At 46.7% G+C, this 21,835-nt stretch carries 23 protein-coding genes and 1 pseudogene; 6 read left to right on the forward strand and 18 right to left on the reverse strand.

Annotated elements, in window-relative coordinates; translation table 11 throughout:
* Window positions 1-626: 626 nt before the first annotated feature.
* The gene (gene spoVB / locus NNL21_RS14550) at window positions 627-2,177 is read left to right on the forward strand and encodes a stage V sporulation protein B (protein WP_204818011.1); all 1,551 of its coding nucleotides are present in this window, start codon (window positions 627-629) and stop codon (window positions 2,175-2,177) included.
* 195 nt (window positions 2,178-2,372) lie between these two features.
* Here spoVB and NNL21_RS14555 read toward each other — a convergent pair whose 3' ends face one another.
* The 12 genes from NNL21_RS14555 to cntA form a co-directional block, all read right to left on the reverse strand.
* On the reverse strand, window positions 2,373-2,513 hold the full coding sequence (locus NNL21_RS14555) for a hypothetical protein (RefSeq protein ID WP_204818012.1): 141 nt from the start codon (window positions 2,511-2,513) through the stop codon (window positions 2,373-2,375).
* A gap of 101 nt (window positions 2,514-2,614) precedes the next feature.
* Window positions 2,615-3,535 carry an AAA family ATPase gene (locus NNL21_RS14560; RefSeq protein ID WP_204818013.1) on the reverse strand — a complete coding sequence of 307 codons (921 nt, stop codon included), beginning with the start codon at window positions 3,533-3,535 and terminating at the stop codon, window positions 2,615-2,617.
* Between the two features lie 460 nt (window positions 3,536-3,995).
* Window positions 3,996-4,133: a hypothetical protein gene (locus NNL21_RS14565; RefSeq protein WP_256555253.1), complete on the reverse strand. Its 138-nt coding sequence runs from the start codon at window positions 4,131-4,133 to the stop codon at window positions 3,996-3,998.
* 79 nt (window positions 4,134-4,212) lie between these two features.
* Window positions 4,213-4,479 (reverse strand): hypothetical protein, encoded by a 267-nt coding sequence (locus NNL21_RS14570; RefSeq protein ID WP_256555254.1) that lies wholly within the window; start codon window positions 4,477-4,479, stop codon window positions 4,213-4,215.
* Window positions 4,480-4,555: 76 nt separating this feature from the next.
* The gene (locus NNL21_RS14575) at window positions 4,556-4,720 is read right to left on the reverse strand and encodes a hypothetical protein (RefSeq protein ID WP_204818014.1); all 165 of its coding nucleotides are present in this window, start codon (window positions 4,718-4,720) and stop codon (window positions 4,556-4,558) included.
* Between the two features lie 651 nt (window positions 4,721-5,371).
* Window positions 5,372-5,698 (reverse strand): hypothetical protein, encoded by a 327-nt coding sequence (locus NNL21_RS14585; RefSeq protein WP_204818016.1) that lies wholly within the window; start codon window positions 5,696-5,698, stop codon window positions 5,372-5,374.
* 695 nt (window positions 5,699-6,393) lie between these two features.
* Window positions 6,394-7,602, reverse strand: a complete 1,209-nt coding sequence (gene cntE, locus NNL21_RS14590) for a staphylopine family metallophore export MFS transporter CntE (protein ID WP_204818017.1) — start codon at window positions 7,600-7,602, stop codon at window positions 6,394-6,396.
* 49 nt (window positions 7,603-7,651) lie between these two features.
* Window positions 7,652-8,389 (reverse strand): ABC transporter ATP-binding protein, encoded by a 738-nt coding sequence (locus NNL21_RS14595; RefSeq protein WP_204818018.1) that lies wholly within the window; start codon window positions 8,387-8,389, stop codon window positions 7,652-7,654.
* The gene (gene cntD, locus NNL21_RS14600; protein WP_204818019.1) at window positions 8,376-9,197 is read right to left on the reverse strand and encodes a staphylopine uptake ABC transporter ATP-binding protein CntD; all 822 of its coding nucleotides are present in this window, start codon (window positions 9,195-9,197) and stop codon (window positions 8,376-8,378) included. Before cntD ends, NNL21_RS14595 begins: the two co-directional genes overlap by 14 nt.
* Before the next feature lie 5 nt (window positions 9,198-9,202).
* Window positions 9,203-10,096, reverse strand: coding sequence for a staphylopine uptake ABC transporter permease subunit CntC (gene cntC, locus NNL21_RS14605; RefSeq protein WP_204818020.1), 894 nt, complete (start codon window positions 10,094-10,096; stop codon window positions 9,203-9,205).
* The gene (gene opp1B / locus NNL21_RS14610) at window positions 10,097-11,029 is read right to left on the reverse strand and encodes a nickel/cobalt ABC transporter permease (protein ID WP_204818021.1); all 933 of its coding nucleotides are present in this window, start codon (window positions 11,027-11,029) and stop codon (window positions 10,097-10,099) included.
* A 56-nt stretch (window positions 11,030-11,085) separates the two neighbouring features.
* Window positions 11,086-12,699 carry a staphylopine-dependent metal ABC transporter substrate-binding lipoprotein gene (gene cntA / locus NNL21_RS14615; protein WP_204818022.1) on the reverse strand — a complete coding sequence of 538 codons (1,614 nt, stop codon included), beginning with the start codon at window positions 12,697-12,699 and terminating at the stop codon, window positions 11,086-11,088.
* A gap of 199 nt (window positions 12,700-12,898) precedes the next feature.
* Between cntA and NNL21_RS14620 the strand changes: the two genes are divergently transcribed.
* The gene (locus tag NNL21_RS14620; RefSeq protein WP_204818023.1) at window positions 12,899-13,345 is read left to right on the forward strand and encodes a histidine racemase CntK family protein; all 447 of its coding nucleotides are present in this window, start codon (window positions 12,899-12,901) and stop codon (window positions 13,343-13,345) included.
* Window positions 13,346-13,486: 141 nt separating this feature from the next.
* Here the strand turns inward: NNL21_RS14620 and NNL21_RS14625 are convergent, their stop codons facing one another.
* The 4 genes from NNL21_RS14625 to NNL21_RS14640 all read right to left on the reverse strand — a co-directional run bounded on the left by NNL21_RS14625 (window position 13,487) and on the right by NNL21_RS14640 (window position 16,493).
* Window positions 13,487-13,858 (reverse strand): hypothetical protein, encoded by a 372-nt coding sequence (locus NNL21_RS14625; protein WP_204818024.1) that lies wholly within the window; start codon window positions 13,856-13,858, stop codon window positions 13,487-13,489.
* 332 nt (window positions 13,859-14,190) lie between these two features.
* Window positions 14,191-14,994 (reverse strand): extracellular solute-binding protein, encoded by an 804-nt coding sequence (locus NNL21_RS14630; protein WP_204818025.1) that lies wholly within the window; start codon window positions 14,992-14,994, stop codon window positions 14,191-14,193.
* Between the two features lie 417 nt (window positions 14,995-15,411).
* Window positions 15,412-15,888 (reverse strand): DinB family protein, encoded by a 477-nt coding sequence (locus tag NNL21_RS14635; RefSeq protein ID WP_204818026.1) that lies wholly within the window; start codon window positions 15,886-15,888, stop codon window positions 15,412-15,414.
* Between the two features lie 170 nt (window positions 15,889-16,058).
* Window positions 16,059-16,493, reverse strand: a complete 435-nt coding sequence (locus NNL21_RS14640; protein WP_204818027.1) for a hypothetical protein — start codon at window positions 16,491-16,493, stop codon at window positions 16,059-16,061.
* Window positions 16,494-17,076: 583 nt separating this feature from the next.
* Between NNL21_RS14640 and NNL21_RS14645 the strand changes: the two are divergent.
* The 3 genes and pseudogenes from NNL21_RS14645 to NNL21_RS14655 all read left to right on the forward strand — a co-directional run.
* A pseudogene (locus tag NNL21_RS14645) lies at window positions 17,077-17,514 on the forward strand (IS1595 family transposase); the annotation flags it as partial.
* Window positions 17,515-17,651: 137 nt separating this feature from the next.
* Window positions 17,652-17,855, forward strand: a complete 204-nt coding sequence (locus tag NNL21_RS14650; protein WP_256555255.1) for a dihydrofolate reductase family protein — start codon at window positions 17,652-17,654, stop codon at window positions 17,853-17,855.
* Between the two features lie 21 nt (window positions 17,856-17,876).
* Window positions 17,877-18,437: a dihydrofolate reductase family protein gene (locus tag NNL21_RS14655; protein ID WP_204818028.1), complete on the forward strand. Its 561-nt coding sequence runs from the start codon at window positions 17,877-17,879 to the stop codon at window positions 18,435-18,437.
* A gap of 474 nt (window positions 18,438-18,911) precedes the next feature.
* Here the strand turns inward: NNL21_RS14655 and NNL21_RS14660 are convergent, their stop codons facing one another.
* Window positions 18,912-19,952, reverse strand: coding sequence for an NAD(P)-dependent alcohol dehydrogenase (locus tag NNL21_RS14660; protein WP_204818029.1), 1,041 nt, complete (start codon window positions 19,950-19,952; stop codon window positions 18,912-18,914).
* A 297-nt stretch (window positions 19,953-20,249) separates the two neighbouring features.
* Between NNL21_RS14660 and NNL21_RS14665 the strand changes: the two genes are divergently transcribed.
* Window positions 20,250-20,666, forward strand: a complete 417-nt coding sequence (locus NNL21_RS14665) for a MerR family transcriptional regulator (RefSeq protein ID WP_204818030.1) — start codon at window positions 20,250-20,252, stop codon at window positions 20,664-20,666.
* A 588-nt stretch (window positions 20,667-21,254) separates the two neighbouring features.
* On the opposite strand, the gene NNL21_RS14670 is transcribed toward NNL21_RS14665, so the two are convergent.
* The gene (locus NNL21_RS14670; RefSeq protein ID WP_204818031.1) at window positions 21,255-21,833 is read right to left on the reverse strand and encodes a TetR/AcrR family transcriptional regulator; all 579 of its coding nucleotides are present in this window, start codon (window positions 21,831-21,833) and stop codon (window positions 21,255-21,257) included.
* Window positions 21,834-21,835: the final 2 nt, after the last annotated feature.

The following is a 21,835-nucleotide window of genomic DNA, read 5'->3' on the forward strand; positions in this document are numbered from 1 at the left end:
AAGCCAATAATTTTGAATGAGGTCCGAAGCACCATGACATTGCTTGTCGCGGCGCTTCGGATTTTTATATGCTTTTCCATACCATCCCAAAAATGTCGAGAAAGCGCTATCAAATATGTCGTGATATTGTTAGTTAGCATAAATAGATGCCCATATACTGAAGTCGTATTAAACATTTTTTATTCAGGGGGATTTCCCGAGTTCATCCCCATCCGAATAGAAACGCCAAGAATTAGACAGGACAAGGCTTCAGCGGATCTAAACGGACTCCTTCGGATAGCCATTTCATCGCTGGCAGCGATGAGGTCAGGGGTTCGATCCCCGGGGTTCATTCCGCGCGGATGTAAGGAAGTGAAAAGGCTTCGAAAGAATATTTCTAATGGAGGAGCACGGCGTCTGAATCTACCGCTAAAAGCCGTTTGTTCAAAACTAGATGGAAAAGGTACCTTTATTATGAACTTTATTCTTCTCTCGTTGAAAGTTTTCTTAGAACATAATCGTAAAAAAAGCCGCGCCGTTGTATAACATTGCTTGTTCATAAATGAGTCTGATACCAGCTCGTTCGCATGCTTTTTCCAAATGTTGAATACATATTTAAGTATTAAATAAACAGGAGGAAACAAGCCATGGTGCAACACGGGCAATCGTTCATGAGAGGAACGCTAGTCTTGTCTGTCGCTGCTTTCATCAACCGCATTCTCGGCTTTATCAGCGGCATGTATATTGCGCGTGTACTGGGAGCGGAGGGAATCGGCCTATTGATGATGGCGCATCCGCTCGTCCCTCTCGTTATTACGATTACGGAGCTTGGATTGCCAGTGGCAATTTCAAAGCTGGTCGCGGAGGCCCACGCCCGAGGCGAACGATTGAAAGTGAGACGTATCCTGCACGTGTCGCTAGCCGTCACCGGCATCTTGAGCATAGCGCTTACGTTCATTTCACTACTAGGATCCGAATGGATCGCATCCATCCTGCTGAGCGATCAACGCGCCTATTATGCGATGCTCGCGATTACGCCGATCGCACCGATTGTCGCTGTCTCCGCGGTGTTAAAAGGATACTTCCGCGGCATGCAGCAGATGAGGACCATCGCTACCTCCGATGTGCTCGAGCATACGGTGCAAATCGCCTGTGTCCTTGCATTGGTACACCTATTGCTGCCTTTTGGCATCGCGTATGCGGCTGCGGGTGCAATGGCTGCGTCAGTCGTCAGTGAAGCGATCAGCCTCTTATTTCTAGTGGCAAGCTACAAACTGTACGGCGAATCGAAGATGCCGGGCGAGACATGGGCGAGCCACATGAAGCAAGGAAGAAGCACACTTGGAGAGCTGCTACAGATCGGTCTGCCGACGACCGGGCACGGCGTTATTCATTCGCTATATGGCACTTTCCAACCGCTTCTCATTACATCCAGCCTGGCGCTGGCCGGCATCGGCACGGTGTTAGCCACGAAGCAATTCGGCCTGCTGGCCGGCTATGTATTTCCACTGCTGTTCATGCCAAGCTTTATTACGCAGTCCTTGTCCACCGCGCTCATTCCTGCGATTGGCGAGGCAGCGGCGAACAAGAACAGTCTGCTTATGCATGAGAGGATGAATCAGGCGTTAAGCTTGGGACTTCTGATCGGCGCGCCGGCGACCGTCATCTTATACGAGTGGGCAACTCCACTTACGACGCTTGTATACAACGCACCGGAAGCAGGATTGTTACTCAAAATATTGGCGCCGTTGTTTTTTTTGCATTATTTTGACGCACCACTGCACGCGATCCTGCTCGGTCTCGGCCGAGCGAAAGCTACACTGTGGAACTACGTGATAGCAACGATTTTCAAAGTTGTCTCGATCTTCGTGTTCGGCAGCCAATTCGGCATTATCGGCATCGCGTACGGCATCGGCATCGGAATTGTCATGCAAACACTGTTAAACTTCTTTTCGATCTCAGGCTCGATCGGATTTTACTGGAGCATTCGCCCTTATATCAAGGTTGGGATCTGTATGATGCTGATGGCGATATGCGGGCACTGGACCTATGATTATCTTACCGTCCAAGGCCTACCGCTGTTATGGAGTGTAATAGTTTCAATTGTCTGGTCCTTGCTCATCTATTTCATTACACTCGTATTGACGGGTACGTTGAATTGGAAAAGTACGCTCAAGAGGTTTTCGATTCCATGGTAAATATTTGTTGTTTTCTTTCTTCACTAACGATTAACATGACACGTTTTGAAATCAATTTACCGTTTCAAAAATATCGCCGCTTACTCGAATACGCATGTCGGGAATGAATCAACGTTCTTGTCACTCATCGGGAATGTTATCAAGTTCTTGTCATTGCAATTTGACAAGAACTTGATAACATAAAAAAATGCCGCATTAAATGCGGCATCCAATGATACTATGTTCTTGGCTCCCGACACGGATGACCATGCGAACCGCTTGAATCCGATCGTAGTCTTCGCGGGAATCTGGCTTGCCGACTTTCATCTGCACGACATCGTGCTTCGCGCCGGACACCTGAATTTCTCTGGCTCCCTCCAGTCAGTAGATCATCTCCACCACAGCTGCCGTGGTCGGAAGATATACGCGGCGGATATTTTTGTTCAACTCTTGTTCCCCTACTTATCGTCGAGAAACAGCCCTTTATGCTTATTGAAAAAATCAAAGTACACTTTTGTGTTTTCTAATTCCCACCATTGCTTTACGTCGACTGGATTAGCTTCTAAATCATATATTTTTGTAAACTCCATCGCCAGTAAAAACGGTGAGTGAGTTGCAATGATAAATTGACATCCGCAATAGTGAGCCATTTCCTCTAGCATTTTGACAAGTTCAAGCTGCATTTTAGGAGATAGACTGTTCTCCGGTTCATCCAAACAATACAAGGTGTCATTTTTAAATTTGGAATTAAAATAACTCAGAGCTGTCTCCCCATTGCTGTTCAGCTTAATTTCGGTGCCGGCGACTCTGCGAATAAACTCCCTGCGTGAAACTGTTTTTTTTCTTGAAAGCACCTGCAACCTCAGTGCTTCATAATCTTCCATGCCATTCATTTTCACTGTATTGCCGAATTTCAGATCTCCTTTCTTATTTCCCCATTCCGATCTTATTTCTTCTGCACTATCCGCGATTTCATCGTTGTTTGTGCGGACTGTAAGCATATAATCAAAAATATCATCACTTGTGATTATCCTGCTTCCATTTGGAATTCGATGTTTAAATCCCTCGTCGTCAAGTCCAAGTTCAAATTTACAATGTTCAACATATGAACTAAACAATTCACTTGAATTGAATGGTGCAATACGATTTAGTTCCAATTTATTCGCTATGAGATTTAGAAGTGTGCTTTTCCCCGAGCCGTTTCCTCCATATAAAATTGTAATTTTTGAAAAGCTCAATTCGGAAAACCGATTTTTTGAGAAAATGCCACATGGGTAAGTTTTGTCGATATATCCAAACCTACCGCCATTGTATGCCATTCTTTGTTCTATCAATGAGGATTCTTCATCTATTGGCAATATGAATTTATCTAAATACATATTTATTCCTCCGTAATTCATCTAACCTGCTCTCATGTTTTACTCTTCCGAATGATATTCCATAGGTACAATAATACTTCCCGTTTTATCTATAAAACCCCATAGGTGATTTTTATGCACCTCTTCGTGTCTTTTAAAATATGCTTCAACGTTCTCGTTTTTAACCTCACTACTTCTTTACTCTTACCTATCTTCACTCGTGCGAGACCTTCGACGAAATAATCAATAAAATCGTTCAAGCTCAAGCGGTATAACTGCCTTGCCCATGGTAAATAGCTCTCCTTGCAAGCCATCACTTACTTCTACCACATTCACTCCATCTACGAACACATCAATCTTTTCATCATTATCATGAGCTTCTTGTAGACAACATTTCGTTAGCGTAATGTTACGTACTTCTACTTGTGATATGGTTCACCATATCATCGCTAATGCGAAAATTCGTTGTTTGGGACAGAGCTCAGCGCGGCGAACCAACACCATTAATAACCCTATGACCAAATGTTTTTGTCATTTTTCCTTCGAAAAATGCAGCAAAGCCAAGCGAGATTCCCCAGCAAAGGAACAGTGCATACCATACATATCCCCATACAGCCATTGGGCTTGCATCCTGTTCTACGAAAGAGGGAGCGGACACGACACGTCCAATTGCAAATTGAAACTTAAGAACAAAGAAGCTAAAGCCCCAGAATGATCTTCAGCCTCCTCGGTAGCTTATCTCCCCACTTATACACGAACGACAAGCTGAATAGGGCAGAAAGCACGGCCATCACTCCCATAAACCAATAACCGATTACCCGAGATAATAATTCATCTGGTACCTTTGCAAAATCTCCCGGGAAACCGAATGAAACCCCCAAGCCCCACCAAAAGTGCGGAAGTGCATATAACAGCCCGCATATGCACGCAATATAGCCTGCCCGATTTCTTTTCTTAACGTTCATTCTCATCACCTCAATAGCTATCCTAACAACTTTAGATTGGCTTTTAGGTGACCTCAAGTTTAAGTTTTGTTTAATTTTATGTACTGATGTATACGGTAGTTCCGATGTTCTCGGAGTCGATCTTCCACTGCAAATTCATATCTTTAATCGTTAATGACAAAATGGACTGAACGATTTCCGCCCCTTTCGCACTTGAACGGTACGCGATGCCGGGGCCATGGTCTCGGATCGCTACAACCATTTCACCATCCTGCTCACAGCAGAAGATGCCGATATATCGCCCCGCCTTGGCATGTCGGATAACATTCTGAAACAAATTATCGACTATGATGCGTTCATTTCAGTCCTGATCGATCCCTTTCCTGTTCTTTGTCTAAGAGGACGCCTTCCCGGTTTGCAGTTCTCTCGAGCTCTTCAAGGGTATGGTACGTGTACAAATAATACTTCTCGCACTTTAGAGTCCCCCAAAACGATTCTATTGGACCGTTATCAATGCACTCCCCGACTCGGGACATACTCTGAGTCAGCTTGTTTTCGTCCAGGAGCAATTTGAAGTCGAGCGATTTATATTGGAATCCCCTGTCGCTATGTAGCATAGGCTTGCTTCCTGGTGCAGCCTACAAGGCTAGTTTTAACGCTTGCTTGAAACTCGCGGTTTAACAAGTTCTCGGCCACCTGCTGCGGAGTGGAACGCGCATATTTCTTTTTCTTCCTGCTAATAACGGATCGGATTCCTTTTACCTTCATCAGCCGGGACACTCGCTTATGGTTAATCGTTAAGTGTGGCGAAATCCTGCGAATAAGAGCATTCGCAAGAAAACCAAACCGTACCGAGGTAGTTGAGAAAACGGCAGCCGATCATATGTTTAACTGCCGTCACGTATTTGTTCAGCTATTGTTCCTCACTCGTTGAATGCCCGAATGAATTCAACTCATTCATAATCATTAACTCAATAACAGCGCCTGACTCAACAAGAAGATATGCATGCTGACTTCGTCTAGGATCTTTACGATAATTCTCAAACGACTGGGGAGATGGAAACCAGATGATATGAACCTCGTTGAGACGATCATGGCTCTGGAGCCTTCTTTCTAATTTTGCCCCATACTCTCTAAGCAAAGGGAGTACAAGACTTTCATATTCATTAAATTTATCAACGCCTTCTTCTGGGATTTTTGCTGTCATTACATAGAGCTGAGATATAGACTTTTCATCCACCAGCAACGCCTCCAACCTCAAGCATATGATAATATTTGCTAGCTTCCGGAATAACTGAATCCAATAGCATCAGCCTAATACCGAATCTACTTCCTTATCTTAATTATACAACTATTGGAAGCATCCTGCCCTTGAGCTTAATAAAAAAAAGCCGCGTAATGCGCAACTCCATATGCTTACAAGTTCTTGACCTCCGACACGCCGTTGAGAAATATATCCCGTTAGAATATTGGACTTTCTTAACAAAAGGGTGTTTTTCTCGACAATGTAGATACTATTGTGTCTCTTGACGACAATGTAGGCACATTTGTGCATTATCATATGACACAAAAGTGCCTACAAAAAAATGAAAAGCCTGATATATCAAGCTTTTCAAATCATTTATATGTTGCTACTCTATGATTTTATATTTTGATATCATGTACTCTGGAAAAGATAATTCCTACATGAAGGAACTCCTCCCTTCTTACAGTAGATGATATTTGAAATCGACCATCAATGGTACTGGTAGCAGCGACCACCCTCGTTCAGTTTTAATACTTTAAAATCACCGGAATCGTTAACGTATTTACTGCTTGTACTCACGGTTATTTAAAAAAAGAGTTGGCGGATATTCCGACCACTCTAGCTCTAACTTTGACTGAACACTGAACACATATTGCAATCAGATGACAAAACTTCAGGAGAGCAATAAACTAGCCCCCATCCGTTCCTGTTACTTTGCCTCTGCCCATACGTCTCTGCAAGGCAACCGAGGCAGCAAGAATGCCGAGTATGGCGCATATCAGATACATGAAAGAATACGACGTGATATCCGAGACAGGCCCCATGACAATACCACCAAGGGATACACCAAGATCGGCCGTCGCGACGAATAGTCCGATTAACACGTTGCGCTCTGCCTTCGGCAGAACAAAACTCAAGTAGGTGGTTAGTGTGGGATACAGCAATGCCTGCGCAATGCCAATCAGCAGGGCGCCGCTATAGAACAGCGCCGATCCCACATTCGCCGCCAGTCCGACGGCAGTCGATCCAGAGATCAGCATGAACATCGTTCCTCCGATGAAAGGCGTGTTCCATTGACCATCCGACGGAATATGGGATCGGAGCAGGAAACGTGCGGCTACGACCACTGCCGCCTGAATCATCAGATAGACGGCTGCGCTGCCGCCTTGAATCTGAGGAGCATACAACGGTACGAACGCCGTCACCGCTCCGAATACCAGCGAGGCGATCAGCATGAGCATGCCGCAGCGCCGAAGATAGGGATTGCGGACAAGCTGTCCCATAGCATGCAGCATCATTTTGACGGGATTGCCTGTCGTGGTGTCGCCGCCCCTCTCCTCCGGCTGCCGTTCGATCCGTACCGTGAAACCAACAAAGCCTGTTAGTACCGCTATCACGACCATCGACAGCGCGAATACGCTCATCTCTCCCGTCTGCCACATACCGATGGCAAGCAGTGGACCGAATATTCCCGGCATATAGGAGCACAAGGAATATATGGAGATCCCTTGCGAACGATCCTTATCCGGCAGGGCGTCGATTATGCCTAGCTGCAGCGCCATTGAGAAAAAGGCGGTGCATACTCCTTGCAGCACGCGAGCGATCAAGTAACCGCCGAGACCCATGAACGAGTAGATCAGAAGCGCTAGTCCGTTGACCATCAGTATAATCCGCAGCACTCGAATCGGTCCGTGCCGATGAATGACTTGTCCTGCCCAAGGACGGAAGACCATCGTTGTCAGCAAGTAAGCGCCCATAACGATGCCGATTGTCGTATTCGTGACTCCCAGCGCTTCCCCTTGCAAGGGGATGATGACATTCAAGATGGAGTTGGCGCTGAAGTAGAGCAGTGTAAGCACATATAGCCTAATAAACGGCCAAGACAACGCACCTTTCACCGACACGATCTCCTCTCTAATAGACCTCGGACAGTCCGCTTGGACATCTTTAAGAAATAACCTTGCGCAGCAATTCCTTCGCATATTCGGACTGAACATGCCTCAGCTGCGGCGTCGCGACGGTTTCCACGATTTCTCCGCTGCACACGATCATTATCCGATCGCATAGAAAGGCCGCTGCCTGAATATCGTGGGTGATGAAAATATAACCCATACCAGAAGACTCCTTTAATTGCTTCAGTAATTCCAGCACTTGCATCTGGACAGAGCCGTCAAGCGAGCTTATGGCTTCATCGAGCAGAATACATTGCGGGGCCGAGGATACGGCCCTTGCAATACATACCCGCTGCGCCTCACCCCCGGACAGCTCATGCGGATATTTATCCATATAGGATTCGTCCAGTCCAACCTGGCGCAGCAGCTTGCCCATATCCTTCGTATCCGGTTGGCCGCCAACAAGCTTCAAGGGTTCCAGCAGGGCTTGACGAACGGTGTAGAACGGATGGATCGACGAGGTATAATCCTGGAAGACGGCGCTAATCGTCCCGCGGCGCACACGACGGTCCGTGACTGGACGCCCGTTCCATGTAACGCTACCTTGATCCGGCTTCTCGATGCCGAGCAGCAATCGGCCCAGCGTCGACTTGCCGCTGCCGCTCTCTCCGATGATGCCGAGGGATTCGCCCCTGTTCCATTCCAGATGAACCTGGCGCAGCACTTGTTGCCGCTCGCCGCCCAACCACCCGTTCCTTCGGTATGATTTGCTTACGCCCTCAACCTTCAGCAACGTCCGTTCCCCCCATCAATTGTAAGTAATGGCTTCTAATCGCCTCCTTGGAGGACACCAAATAACGGGTATAGGGATGGCTCCCGTCAGTGAAGAGCTGACTTGTCTTCCCTCGCTCCACGATAACCCCCTCCTTCATGACCAGCACCTCATCCGCGATTCGTCGTACCACGCCCAGATCATGCGACACGAATACGATGGCGCTGCCGATACGTCCTCGCAGCTGTACGAACTGCTCTACCACTTCATATTGCGTAACGGCATCCAGCGCAGTCGTCGGTTCATCCGCAATAATAACGTCGGGCTCCAGTACGATGGCTAGCGCAATCATGACCCGCTGCAGCATGCCCCCGGACAATTCATGCGGATAACGTCCCATAACGGCGGAGGGATCCTGTAGTCCTACGCTTGTCATTGCAGCCGACAGCTTGGTGTTCATCTCGCTGCGGCTCCAGTCATAATGAATGGACAGCACCTCCAGCAGGTAAGCTCCGACCGGACGCGATGGATCGAACGCTCGCATGCCGTTCTGCATAATCATGCACATTCGCCTGCCCCGATAGGGGCGCAGCTCCTTGTCGGAAAGCTTCGCCAGATCGACACCGTTTAGTATAATGCGTCCCGACTGACGGATACCTGAACGATTCAGCCGCATGAGCGCTCTGCATGTCAGCGACTTGCCGCTGCCGCTTTCGCCCACAATTGCCAAGCACTCGCCTTGTGACAGTCGGAACGAGCTGTCCGGTACCAGCACAACGCCTGTCCGCCCGTCCCATATTCTCAGATGCTCCACTTCAAGCAAGCTCATCGGCTTCAGGCTGCCTCCTTCTTGCGCAGACCGCGCAGCATTCCGCCAATACGGACAGAAGCTCGTTTGCCGGACACCGCAAGCTTAGGATCCAGCACCTTCTGCAGCGCGTCCGACAAGAAGTTGACGGCCGATACGACTACAATGATAGCCAGTCCGGGAGCAAGCATTAGTTCGGGACGCGTGAACATGACCGAGCGCGCTTCGTTCATCATCATCCCCCATTCCGCATGCGGCGCTTCGATGCCGAGCCCCAGGAAAGACAGACCGGATATCTGAAGAATCATCGAGCCGAAAGAACTGCTCGCTATGACGGAAATCTCCGGCAATGCTGCCAGGGCGATATGCCGCTTCATAATTCCCAAATGCCCTATACCAAGCACCTTGGCAAATTTCACATAGTCGGCATCCGCATATTGCATCACCGTTGTCCGAATCACTCGCGCGAACCATGCCCATTTCATGACGACGAACGCCAATAAAATATTAGTCAGCCCCGCTCCCAGCATACCCACGATGGCCAGCGTCATCACGTAACCGGGGAACGATAACATGACGTCGCAAATTCGCATCAGTACAGCATCGATTCTCCCGCGGAAGTATCCGGCTATGAAGCCGAGTGCTGCACCGAAGCATGCGGCAGCCCCAAGAGCGGCAAGCACCCAAAGTACGCTAGGGCGAATGCCGTAGATCAGCCGGGACAGAATGCAGCGGCCAAGATGATCATTGCCAAGCCAGTAGGTCCAGGAAGCACCAGCGAACCGGAGCTCCATATTGGCTTCGTTCGGAGGATGCGGGGCGACCAGAGGGGCGCATAACCCGATCAACAGCGTTGCCGCCACCACGGCGAGACTTGCCGCTGCCAATCTGTCCTTCATTAATTTTTCAAGCAGCTTCATCTAGAGCTCCTTCCTTAGCCGAGGGTTCATGGCCGCATTCATGACGTCGGATACCGTATTGAACAAGACGAACGCGACCGCAAGCACGAGAACATAGGCTTGGATGACGGGGAAGTCCCGGCCCAGAATGGAGTTGACGGTGAGCGTGCCGAGACCCGGCCAGGCGAAAATATTTTCCACGACAACCGTACTGCCCAGTATGATTGGAATGGCAAGTCCGAATACCGAGACTGCGACCTGCAAGGAATTGCGAAGCACGTACAGCGTGAGCTTCCTCTCCGACATTCCGCAGGCTCTGCCGTACAGGACGTAATCTTCGTTCAGATTGCTCAGCATGGAGCTTCGAATGACCCGGAAGTAGATGCCCGCATAACCGATTACGATAACAGCAACCGGCAGCACGTAGCTGCCCGCGGTGTCCATCCCGCTAGTCGGAAGCAAATCTAGCTTAACGGCGAAATACCATACCATCAGCGCCGCCAGCCAATAAGCCGGCATGGAAGTAAGCAGGAAGGAGACGCCCCTGACCGAGAGATCCAGCCACTTTCCCTCCTTCAAGGCACAGACAACGCCGAGTGCAATGGAGAGTACGACGATGAACAGCGAGGAGACTAATGTCAACTTCATCGTGTTCAGCAGGGCAGGACCAAGCAGGGACCATACCGGCTTGCCCGTTATAAAGGAATCTCCGAAGTCAAGCTGGAGGCTGGCTAGCAGCCAATCGCCGTATCGAATGAGCAGCGGACGGTCCATGCCGAGCTCCGCTCTTGTAGCCGCGATCAGCTCGTCGGTGATGGTCGGCACGCCTTGCGCGTGCAGCACGACTTCAGCCGGGTCCATTGGCGACAGCCCATTCAATACAAAAGTCAAAAATGAGATCACGACAAGTAGCGGCGTAAGGGCGCCTACCCGTTTCAACGTGTACAGAGCCATAGCTTCACCTCTCCTACCAGCCTAACTAGTCTCTTGCAGCTTCAACCGCCCCTGTCCTATTCAAAGCTCATTCGTTCGAACGGCAGCTCGAATTGCGTCTGCTTGAAGGAGATTCCCTGCAGATCCGCAGGAGCGACGACCGTCACGCTGCCGTTCGTAAGCGGAATAAACACGGCTTCTTCATGTGCGATCGTCAGAATATTCTTGTACAAGCCCTTCCTCGTCTCTTCGTCCGTGGATACCATCACTTCCTCTATCTTCCCGTAGAGCTCCTGCGCTTGCGGTAGACCGCTCGTCGTGTGGAGATAAGCTGTTTCGGACGTAAATGCCGTAATCGTGCTTTGCGGATCGTAGGCAAGTCCCCATGTCTGGTTAAATAACAGATCGTAATCGCCGATCGATCTCCGGTTCGCAATCGCGGAGGATTCCTCACCGACAAGCTCCAGCTTCATTCCGATTTTGAGCGTCTCGCTCTGTAGCAGCTCTGCCTGCGTCTTCTGCGAGGATGAATTCACATCGTAATAAAGCTTGATTGCGAGCTGACGGCCATCCTTCGACCGTATTTCGGTTCCATCCGCATTCGTCCAGCCGGCTTCCTCCAGCAGTTTCGCAGCCACTTCGGGATTGTACTCCCTCTTCTGCAGCCCCGCGTCGGCATAGTTGACGTTAGACGAGAACAAGGTCTCCGCCGGCGTTTCCGTGCCGCTGAAGATGGTGCGGCTGATCGTCTCGCGGTCGATAGATTGCCAGATGGCTTCCCTAACAGCCTTCTCGCTGACGGGACTTGAGGCTTGGCTGCTATTGGCTACAATCATTTTCGTATTCATAGGCTCGCTCCGGACGATCTGGTAATCGCCTGTCTCCGCCAGCCGCTGCATAGCGTCTACATCAATGCTGTCCGTACCGCGATCGTCGGTGAACACGAAGTTCACCTCGCCCTTCTGAAGCGCCAGAAGCGTTGTCTCGCCAGCCGGCAACACCTTAGCCGTGATCTTCTTCACGGTAGGCGCTCCGCCCCAATAGGCCTCATTCGCCACGAAGGTAGCAAACTGCTCTGTCACATGCTCTTCAAGAATGTAGGGACCCGTACCGTGGTAAGCCGTTACGCCATCCTTTGTTTCTCCATTCTGGAAGTCCTTAGGCGAGATGAACACATACGGCCGTGTCATGGATAATTCCAGCAACGTCGGATAATAAGTCTCCGTCAACGTCAGCTTGACGGTAAACTCATCCACAACGCTCACCTCGGCAAGCTTTGTAGACAGCTTGATCCAGGCGTGTTTGCTTGCGTTACGCTGAACCGCGTCGATATTTAGTTTCACGGCCTCGGCATTAAACGGCTCTCCATCATGGAATTTCACATCCTTACGAAGGTGGAAGGTATACGTCTTGCCATCTTCCGAGATCTCCCACGACTCCGCCAAGAGCGGTTTGATGCCTTCCGGCGTGTTCTCTACGAGCGATTCGTAGAGGATTCCCTGCGCCGCCATGGATCCCGGATACAGGTGAGGATTCATGTCGTTGATGTCCTTCGCCGTGGCGTAGACCAGCTCGCGAACCTCCGCCTCCGTGCCGGCACCTCCGTTATTCACTTTGTCCCCGTTGCATCCCGCCAGTATCACGATCGTCAGAATAGATGCCAGCAGTATGACTGCCTTCTTTGTTCTCATATGTAGAACGCTCCTCTTCATAATAAGTAATAATTACGATTAACCAGCCTCTTAATAGTAATGATTACTATTACAAGTTGTCAACGTTTTTTTTCTTGTTCTTTCCACCTTTACAATAACCATTGACGATCTGCCAATGTCTTACTATGACATTTCAAGAGTAATTTCCACATTCTGTTCCTCATCGGAGGGTTGTTCATTGAACCAGGAGATTGATTTCGTCATATGCAATCCCGCCAACAACATGGCGATTCTTGTCATGAACGAGTTCCCCGCCAATCAGCATGCCCGCATCGCAGCGCAAATGATGGTTTACGGTCATCTCTATGCCGAACAGGTCGGGTTTGTTGAGAGCCCCACCCTTCCCGGCTGTACCGCGAAGCTACGTATGGCGGGAGGTGAGTTCTGCGGCAATGCCTGTCTGGCGCTGGCTGCTTGTCTCGCCGATCAGAGCAGTATACGGTCCGGCGAGAATATGGAGCTCGCCCTGGAATGCTCTAGCGCCGAACTCCCCGTGCATTGCCTGGTGGAGAAGCTCGATCGCGATTACCGCTGCGAAGCCGACATGCCCGTTCCGAAGAGGGTGGAGCGCGTGATCCTTTCGAGGGCAGCCTGTTTACTGATGGCATCGTCCGATACGGGGTAATACCAGCGTAGCTGACAGCATTCGCAAACACATTGATAAAAATGAAAGAACCCTCCATGTCTGGAGAGTTCTCTGTATGAGTAATAAATATACCAAATTGCAGCCTGTTTCGTTCAACTAACGTTCTCCGTTAGTTGAACGTCATTCTCCTTTTGTTAACAGTACAATTTCTTTTGCAGTAAGAACAAAAGGCTTATTCTTCCTAAAGTTCTTTCTGATGTCCACTGGTTTCTCTAAGATAACATTAACAGTTGAACCCAGCGAAATGTCAGCAGCCTTTATAGACTCACCTTTTATATCTCTGAATAGCGTTTGATTAGTATACTGAACATTACATAAGTACCCGATATCAATTATATCGCCTTTTTTTCCTTTGTTCGCCGCGTCAGAGCAGCTGATACGAAATTCGTTATCCTGTATTTTATCGATCTCACCTTCAAATGAACTAACTGGATTTCCACAGCCAACTAAAAATACACTAAGAAATAAAAGCACCGCTACCACACGAACCATGAAAATCCACCCCCCATAATAAGTTGAACGATAATTGAGTATAAATTGTTGCGCTGCCCGTTAGCTGAGCGGCCTCCACTTTAATCCGACAAGGGGATCAAGCTCTTCTCGTTCAACTGCGACATGAACTTGTCCGCTAAAAATAAAAACCCGCGCATTTGTTAACAGTCCCATATACGCAGGTTTTATCGGCTAATGTTCTTGTCGTCCCCCAAACACCCATAAATAATAAATTATTAGTGTCATTTTTTTGCGGCAAATTCAAAGAATCCATTTTGAAAATAGATCGATCAAAATGGATTCTTCAGTCTTTTTTAGATTTAAGGCTCGTCCTACTTCCAGCCCCATTTTTTAAAGATTTGGTGAGATTCTTCCGTTCTTAAATAATCAATAAATTGCTGTGCCTCTTTTTTCTGATCGGTGATTTTAGTCAGGGCAATCGGCGTTCCACGATAGAGCTTTTCTTCTTCGGGCAGTTCGACCAGGTCGGTCACATCCTGAAGCCGGTAATGCCACGATTCATAGGTAATCCAGGCGTCCAGGCTGGAATTCGATTTCCATCGTTCAATGACTTCGGCACTCGACTTTACAGAAAGATTAATATTTTGGGAAATGCCTTCGATCAGCCCTTTTCTGCCTGCCAGGTCTTCCCACAGGCCAAGCTGGCCAGCCCCATTCACATCGATTATTTTTACTCCCTTTTTCGTTAAATCCTCCAGGCTTTCAATCTTCTTCGGATTTCCTTTCCTCACCAATATTCCTGCAGCACGAGGGTAAAGCTCCATTCGTGATTTAGTGTCGATCATTTCGGGGTGGTTAAAGATGAAGTCCTGCAGCATATACTCGGAGCCACCGAAAATAATATCTGCATCTTGCTTTGCCTGGCCGATCCAATTGCCCTCTGGTCCGGCTGTTACTTCCACCTTGATTCCCGTTTCAGACGAAAAATGTTCAGCCGCTTCCTTGATCGGTCCAAGTGGTCCGCCCGGTCCGTACACCCGGATGACATGATCATTTTGGTTAGAATTTAGTGTCGCCTGGGACGCCGGCTGACCGTCCATTTTTGCATAGGCTGACAATCCGGCAGCCGTAATGACAAAGAGCAGTAGAGCTGATAGGAATACGGTCTTCTTCATGATTCTTCCTCCATTTCACACGTGATTTTTACCGGTACTATTAAAGTAAACGGAGGGAGGCTGTAAACGGTTTGATTATAATTGCAAAATAGTTAGAAAGTATCATAAACTATTGAAAATTAGTCTGGTGAAAAATAAATAAAGGTACTTTCGTAGGGACCCAGCTTGTTGAGGAAGTGATTTGATTAATTCGTTTTGAGTAGAATACATCTTGTAATCTCCTTGGTTTGTTTTTGGACCCGGTCGCTGGCCAGCATCATGGACCCATCAACATCATACCAAGGAATCTTTTTGTTTCTCAAACCTCGTATTTCTTCATAATAGGAATGCTGCCCTTTAGTTCAACTAAGGCGGCCGATCTCTGGCCGGCTGCTTCACGTTTGCTACTGCAATATCGTTCTCCGTTAGTGGGACGAGTTATACCGTTAAAATTTGATTTTTATGATGAGTGTCGTGATCGTTAAATTCGTGAATAATGTAAAGCAGAGAATAGGGTGTGCCGGTGTGCGGGCAAGTTTCTACTCCGTTCGCGGTAACATGTTTAGCAACAACATCAGGATCGGCTAACAGTATTTCAACCAGATGAAGGCGGGTTTGCATAAATTCGTCGAGCAGACGATCTTTAGAAATTCCCGATCTGGCATATTCATATGCTATCTTGTTAAATGAATCGAAATCTGGAAATACCATTCCTTCGCCATTTTTAATCGCTGGGACAATTGTTGTGATGAGGTAAGTATCCCAATTTTTAAGATGCGAAATTATTTCTCCTATTGATGCTTTTCCTTCAGCAATAGGTTGTAACCAAATGCTCTCGTGTACATCATGTAAGGTATCCGTCCACTCTGTAAATTCTTTATACCGATGAATCGTACTTTTTCCCAAGCTAATCATATTGGAACCTCCATTTGATATTGGAACAATAACCCATTCTAATATTACCGAATATATGTTCGTTAGTGAAGGTGCGATTTTTGAACTATGCTGCCCGCTAGCGTAACAATAGGCCGCCGCGGCAGCCTGTTTTTATTGTTGAACTAACGTACCCGTCCCTCAGTTTAATCTCATTTATCATTGATGACATTTTTATCAGTTAACAATTTATCAAAAAAAGGCTTCAGTTGGTTATCAATATCATTAGCCATATGATAATATACTCCATTGATTTGGATATCTTGATTCGGTCCAAATGATATACCCATTATCTTTTTGTTTTCATTATCGTACAGTTGAAGACTTCCGCTACCAGTATATGGATTTGGTGTTATCTTACGATATGTGGTTGCTCTCATCGACTGGATAAAATGATTAATTTCAGTTATGTTCTCTGTCTCGTAGAGCAAGCCGTTTCCCCCGTGTCGATATTCTATCTTTACAATATCTCCTGCTGAGGCAATTTCATTAAAACTAAGCGTGCCTGACTGTTTTTGGAACTTATACAGTACCAGAATTCCAACCATAAGAACTAAAATAACGATTGCTAATAATGGCTTCCGCATACGATTTCCCCCTATGTTTTTAAGACGATAAAAATAGGGATATGTTGCAATAACCTCCCCGTTAGTTGAGCGACCATGAGTGATTAGACTACCTTATTACCAAACAACTGCTGGCTCTAACGGCTATATTCAATTTCGTTTGTGCTACCGTTAACGCATACAGTTAGTTGAGAAAATAAGCTGCCGCGGTTAAGGAGGTATGTTGTTGTCACAAGTCGGCTAAGGACGCAAGTTCTTGTCACTCGACATTCTACTGTTGACCACGCCCGAAAAATCAATTTGTATCGTTCAGTTATTGTTGCGGCAAACACAACATTTTTATGTCCATTTATGGAAAACAGTACAACTTCTTTTCTTTTGGAAAGGACAAGATGTTGTATCTATAAAATAAAAAAACCGCACAAAACGCGGCTTGAAATACATCTATGTTCGTGTCCTCTTACAATAATTTTACCAACCGATCTTTAGTTCGGTTGTCTTGTTGTATTTATTCTTCTATTGTTTTTATCACTTTTGCAGGTACACCAGCAACAATCGTGTTGGCAGGTACATCTTTTGTCACCACCGCTCCTGCCGATATAATCGTGACCGTCAGAAAATGACTTACTCTGGCGTACTTGGGCGTGGACGTATTCGGACTACAAAATTGGATGAAGCGATTGGTGGTCATATATCTGACTCAAACGTGCTTTGCACTGATTCGTGGAGAGCATTCAGTTCCTATGTGAATTCAAAGGGCTTGGCTCATTACCGATTTAAGTCCGACGGAAAGCAACGTGTAAAGGGCGTGTACCATATCCAAAACGTAAACAGCTACCACAGCCGCTTAAAAAAGTGGATGGATCGCTTTAACGGCGTTGCAACTAAATATTTGCAACATTATTTGGCTTGGTTTCGTTACTTAGACAGCAAGGAATATGAGAATACAGCATCGAATAAGAAAAATATGTTGGTGAAATCATGCCTGTTTTCTGTGACCGCCACGAATGACAAACTTCGGCTTTCTGCTTATACTTGTTAAACTAACTGGCAGTTTAAATTAGCAATCCATAAGAAACAACCCAAGCTGAAATGTGCTAAGCTGATTTGGAGAAACACGCAATAGAAATTCTGAGTACTGCCGACACTGTCATTTGGGGACGTGGGACTTATCAGGGAATGCACAGTTATTGGCCATCTGTGCCTTTGAACCCATCAGCTTCGCAACATGAACGGAATCATGCCGAGTGGATCGAAAAGACAGCCAAAATCGTTTTTTCCACGACACTGGAGAAAGTCGAATGGAACAATTCCAGATTGGTGGAAGAAAATGTCAAGGAAGAGATCAAGAACCTCAAGCAGCAGGCAGGCGTTGGAATCTAATAATTGGAGGGCGTTATTGAAATGGCTAAACTGATCTACGCTAATAACATATCTTTGGACGGGTACATTGAGGACGAGCGCGGCAATTTCGATTGGGGGATATCCAATGACGAGACGTATGCGTTCTGGACTGGCTTCCAGCGGCCGATCGGCACCTACCTATACGGGCGTCGACTCTACGAGAACATGGTGTACTGGGAGACGGCTGACGCCGGCGGCGATCAACCGGAGATAAAGCAGGAATTCGCGCAGACCTGGCGAGCGGCTGAGAAGATTGTATATTCCCGGACGCTTCAGGCAGTGTCAAGCGCCAGCACCAGGATAGAGCGCGAATTCGATGCTGATGCGATCCGAAGTCTTAAGGAGTCTTCTGTAGCCGACATTACGATTGGCGGCCCCGAGCTTGCCGGGCAGGCGATGAGCGCGGGACTGATCGACGAGTGTCATCTGCTTCTTAATCCGATTGTCTTGGGTGGAGGGAAGCGAGCATTGCCGGACAACCTCAGCATGCGGCTCGAGCTGCTCGGTGAGCGCCGCTTCCAAGGCGGCGTTGTTCATCTTCACTACCGCGTGATCGTCTGACCGCGACGCTAGAGTGAAATTCGGGAGATATGCTTTCGGACTTACTATAATCAAGTGAAATTACGATGCTGGAAGTTATGAGCGGCTTCCATTTTTGAACTAACGAAGTACGATAACTCAAATAAGCCGCCTCTATAACGAGGCGGTTTTCTTATCGTAAAGATCAACATCAGGATTTAACATAGCCTAAAATAATAATAGCCGCTCTATGCGGCATTCAAAGTCTATATGTTCTTATTGACTGACAGTGTTGGATCGACACAAAAAGCAGCCGATCGTTATTGACCGACTGCCCTACTCGTCTTTTTTTAAATTGTCTCTCGTTAGCTTAATGAAGATGTCGCCTTCTAGCTAATCAAAAGTGCATCAGCGTTTCATTATGATCGTAAAATACAAAAATAAAGTGAAGATGTCCCAAACGCTTTGCTCTTAGGTATCATAACAATCAGTGAATAAATTTATCATTTACACAACTCACATTGTGCTAACGTCAATCACAAATCTATACTTTACATCTGAAGCTAATACACGCTTGTAGGCTTCGTCAATGTGGTCTGCCGAAATCACTTCAATCTTAGGAACAATATTGTGTTTCGCACAGAACGCCAACATTTCCTGTGTCTCACGGATGCCTCCTATCATTGAACCTGCAAATGAACGGCGATGACCGATGAGGGACATCACATTTAGTGACAACGGCTCTCCTGGAGCACCGACATTCACCAAAGTTCCGTCAAGAGTAAGTAATGCGAAATAAGCATCCAAGTTAATATTGGCACTCACCGTGTTAATAATCAAATCAAAGCGCTTAGCAAGTTTTTCGAAGGTTGCTGGTTCACTAGTGGAATAATAGTTGTCTGCGCCGAATTGCAAGCCATCGTCCTTTTTATTCAATGTTTGTGACAGAACGGTTACCTCTGCACCCATGGCATGTGCAATCTTGACAGCCATATGACCAAGACCGCCCATTCCCACAATCGCTACTTTCTTACCTGGTCCAGCTCCCCAATGGTTTAGTGGCGAATAAGTCGTAATACCTGCGCAAAGTAATGGTGCAGCGACGTCGAGCTCAATGCTATCAGGAATCCTCACCACGAAGTCCTCAGTTACGACAATGTGAGATGAATATCCACCTTGAGTAGATTCGCCATATTTGTCAACACCAGCGTAGGTAGGGATATTTCCGTTGAGACAGTATTGTTCTTCCCCTTTAAGGCAATTCTCACATTCTCCACAGGAATCAACCATACAGCCAACCCCTACCCTGTCACCAACCCTGTACTTTGTAACTGCAGCTCCTACATCCGTGACAATTCCTGCAATCTCATGACCCGGTACGAGAGGGTAGTTCACCGGCCCCCATTCGCCGTGAGCTGTGTGGATGTCAGAATGGCATATACCTGCATATTTAATTTCAATCAGGACATCATGCGAATCAAGATCCCGTCGTATAATTTCAGCCTCTCGGAACGGTTTGTCTGGACCGTCGACAGCTCTTGCTTTAGCAGTTATCATTATAGCAACCTCCTAAATTTATACTTTCCAAAAGAATTTCTAATAGGGAAAATGCATCATTCGAGTTTATTTTCTATCTTTATTTTATCCCTACTTTTTTCTCTTGCAAAACAATGATAATCCTTATAGTTAACTCTAAGTCAAATGGAATTATTATACAATCTGAATCTTTCATCATTTAAATTAATTTTCTACAATCCATTTTGTGACTTTGACATTATACAATACAGTATGATAAAATTCCGCATAATTCCTAGAGTTAACTCGAAGTCTAACTAAATACGAAGGAGAAAATGGATGACATATTCTATCAGCGAAGTTGCAAAAAAATTGAATCTCACTTCATATACCTTGCGTTATTACGATAAGGAAGGACTCATTCCTTTTGTAGAACGTACCCCTAGCGGAATACGATTGTTCAAAGAATCTGATATCGATTTTTTAAAGATCATTCAATGTCTGAAAACTACCGGTATGCCTATCAAGGATATCAAAGAATTCATTGAATGGTGTTCCGACGGCGATTCCACCTTGCAGCAAAGATATGACATGTTTATAGAACGAAAAGCTAGTGTAGAAGCACAGATGGAAGAACTAAAAAAGACAATGAAAGTCATCGAGCATAAATGTATGTATTATAAGACTGCATTGGAAGCCGGTACGGAAGATATTCACAAAAACGATAATATAGAGGATTTTATTACAAATAAATAAAATATGTTTGCTTAATGGCAAGGCCTGCACAGCGCATTAAGAAGCGAATCCATTAAGTTTTAAATATTGACAAGCTATTAGCTAGAATAGTTTAATAGCATGGCCTGTGCAGTTGGCCACGGTTAACGATATATGTTCTTGTCCTTTTCGGCAAATGATACATGATTTTGTCCAAAACTTTGGACAATAACATGTATCGTTATAACGAAAAATCCGGGATAAACGCGGATCCGGTACGATTTATGTTCTTGTCCTCTAACAGCTGCCGCGGCAAACACCATTAAATATTTTATTTTATATAAGTGCGCCTAATCACTGTGTATCCCTTTTGTACCAAGCTTGTGCACAGGGTGTGACACAATAAACGCACGGCGGGCCGGTGGCTCTGCACCGCGCCTCCGTTTCAAAGAGGAACATCCTCACGGATATTCCTCAAGGGAATTCTGATCCCTGGACCAATTTTAGGTTAAAGCTACGGAATTGCTGCCATGTAGAAAGAGATTTCCATTTACCATTTTTGCTGGCAACTTCGTAGTCATTTATTGAAGTGATAACGACATGTCCATCTCCAAGCTTGCTAAACGAAGTCTAACAAAAATCCCGGATCATTTGCTCCTTCATTGCCTCAACGGGAAAACCCGGATAGACCGTCATGAGAAGCATTACGCCATGCAGTGCCGAAGAGAAGTACAGGGATCGCAGCTTCGGTTCCTGAACCTGCATGCGCTCGAAGATATCGTTTTGAAGTTGATATTGCTTCGACATCTCCTGATTCAGCAGCTGGCTGTACTTGGACAGCACCGCGTCATCCTCGGGCTGTGTCTGGAGATGCAGAATGAAACGGTACGCCTTCGGATTATATGCGATATGACCCAGCACCCCTTCGATAATTCGTAGCAGTTGATCTCTCGGCGAGTCGAGCGCGTAAGCCTCCTCCATTAAGCCGACAATCTCGTCCACCCGGGCCTGAACGATTTCGCCCAGAAGGCCTTCCTTTCCTTGATAGTAATTGTACAGCAGCCCTTTGGATACGCCCGCTCTCTTAGCGATATCATCGATGGATGAGGCATGATACCCCCGTTCGAGGAAGCACTCCATAGCTGCGTTCCCGATATTGTCCATGGCTAATCGGCGGATCCTCTCAATTTCTTCCCGGCTGCGCGGCATGT

This window comes from Paenibacillus mendelii, from assembly GCF_024498075.1.
Classification (GTDB): Bacteria; Bacillota; Bacilli; order Paenibacillales; family Paenibacillaceae; genus Paenibacillus_Z; species Paenibacillus_Z mendelii.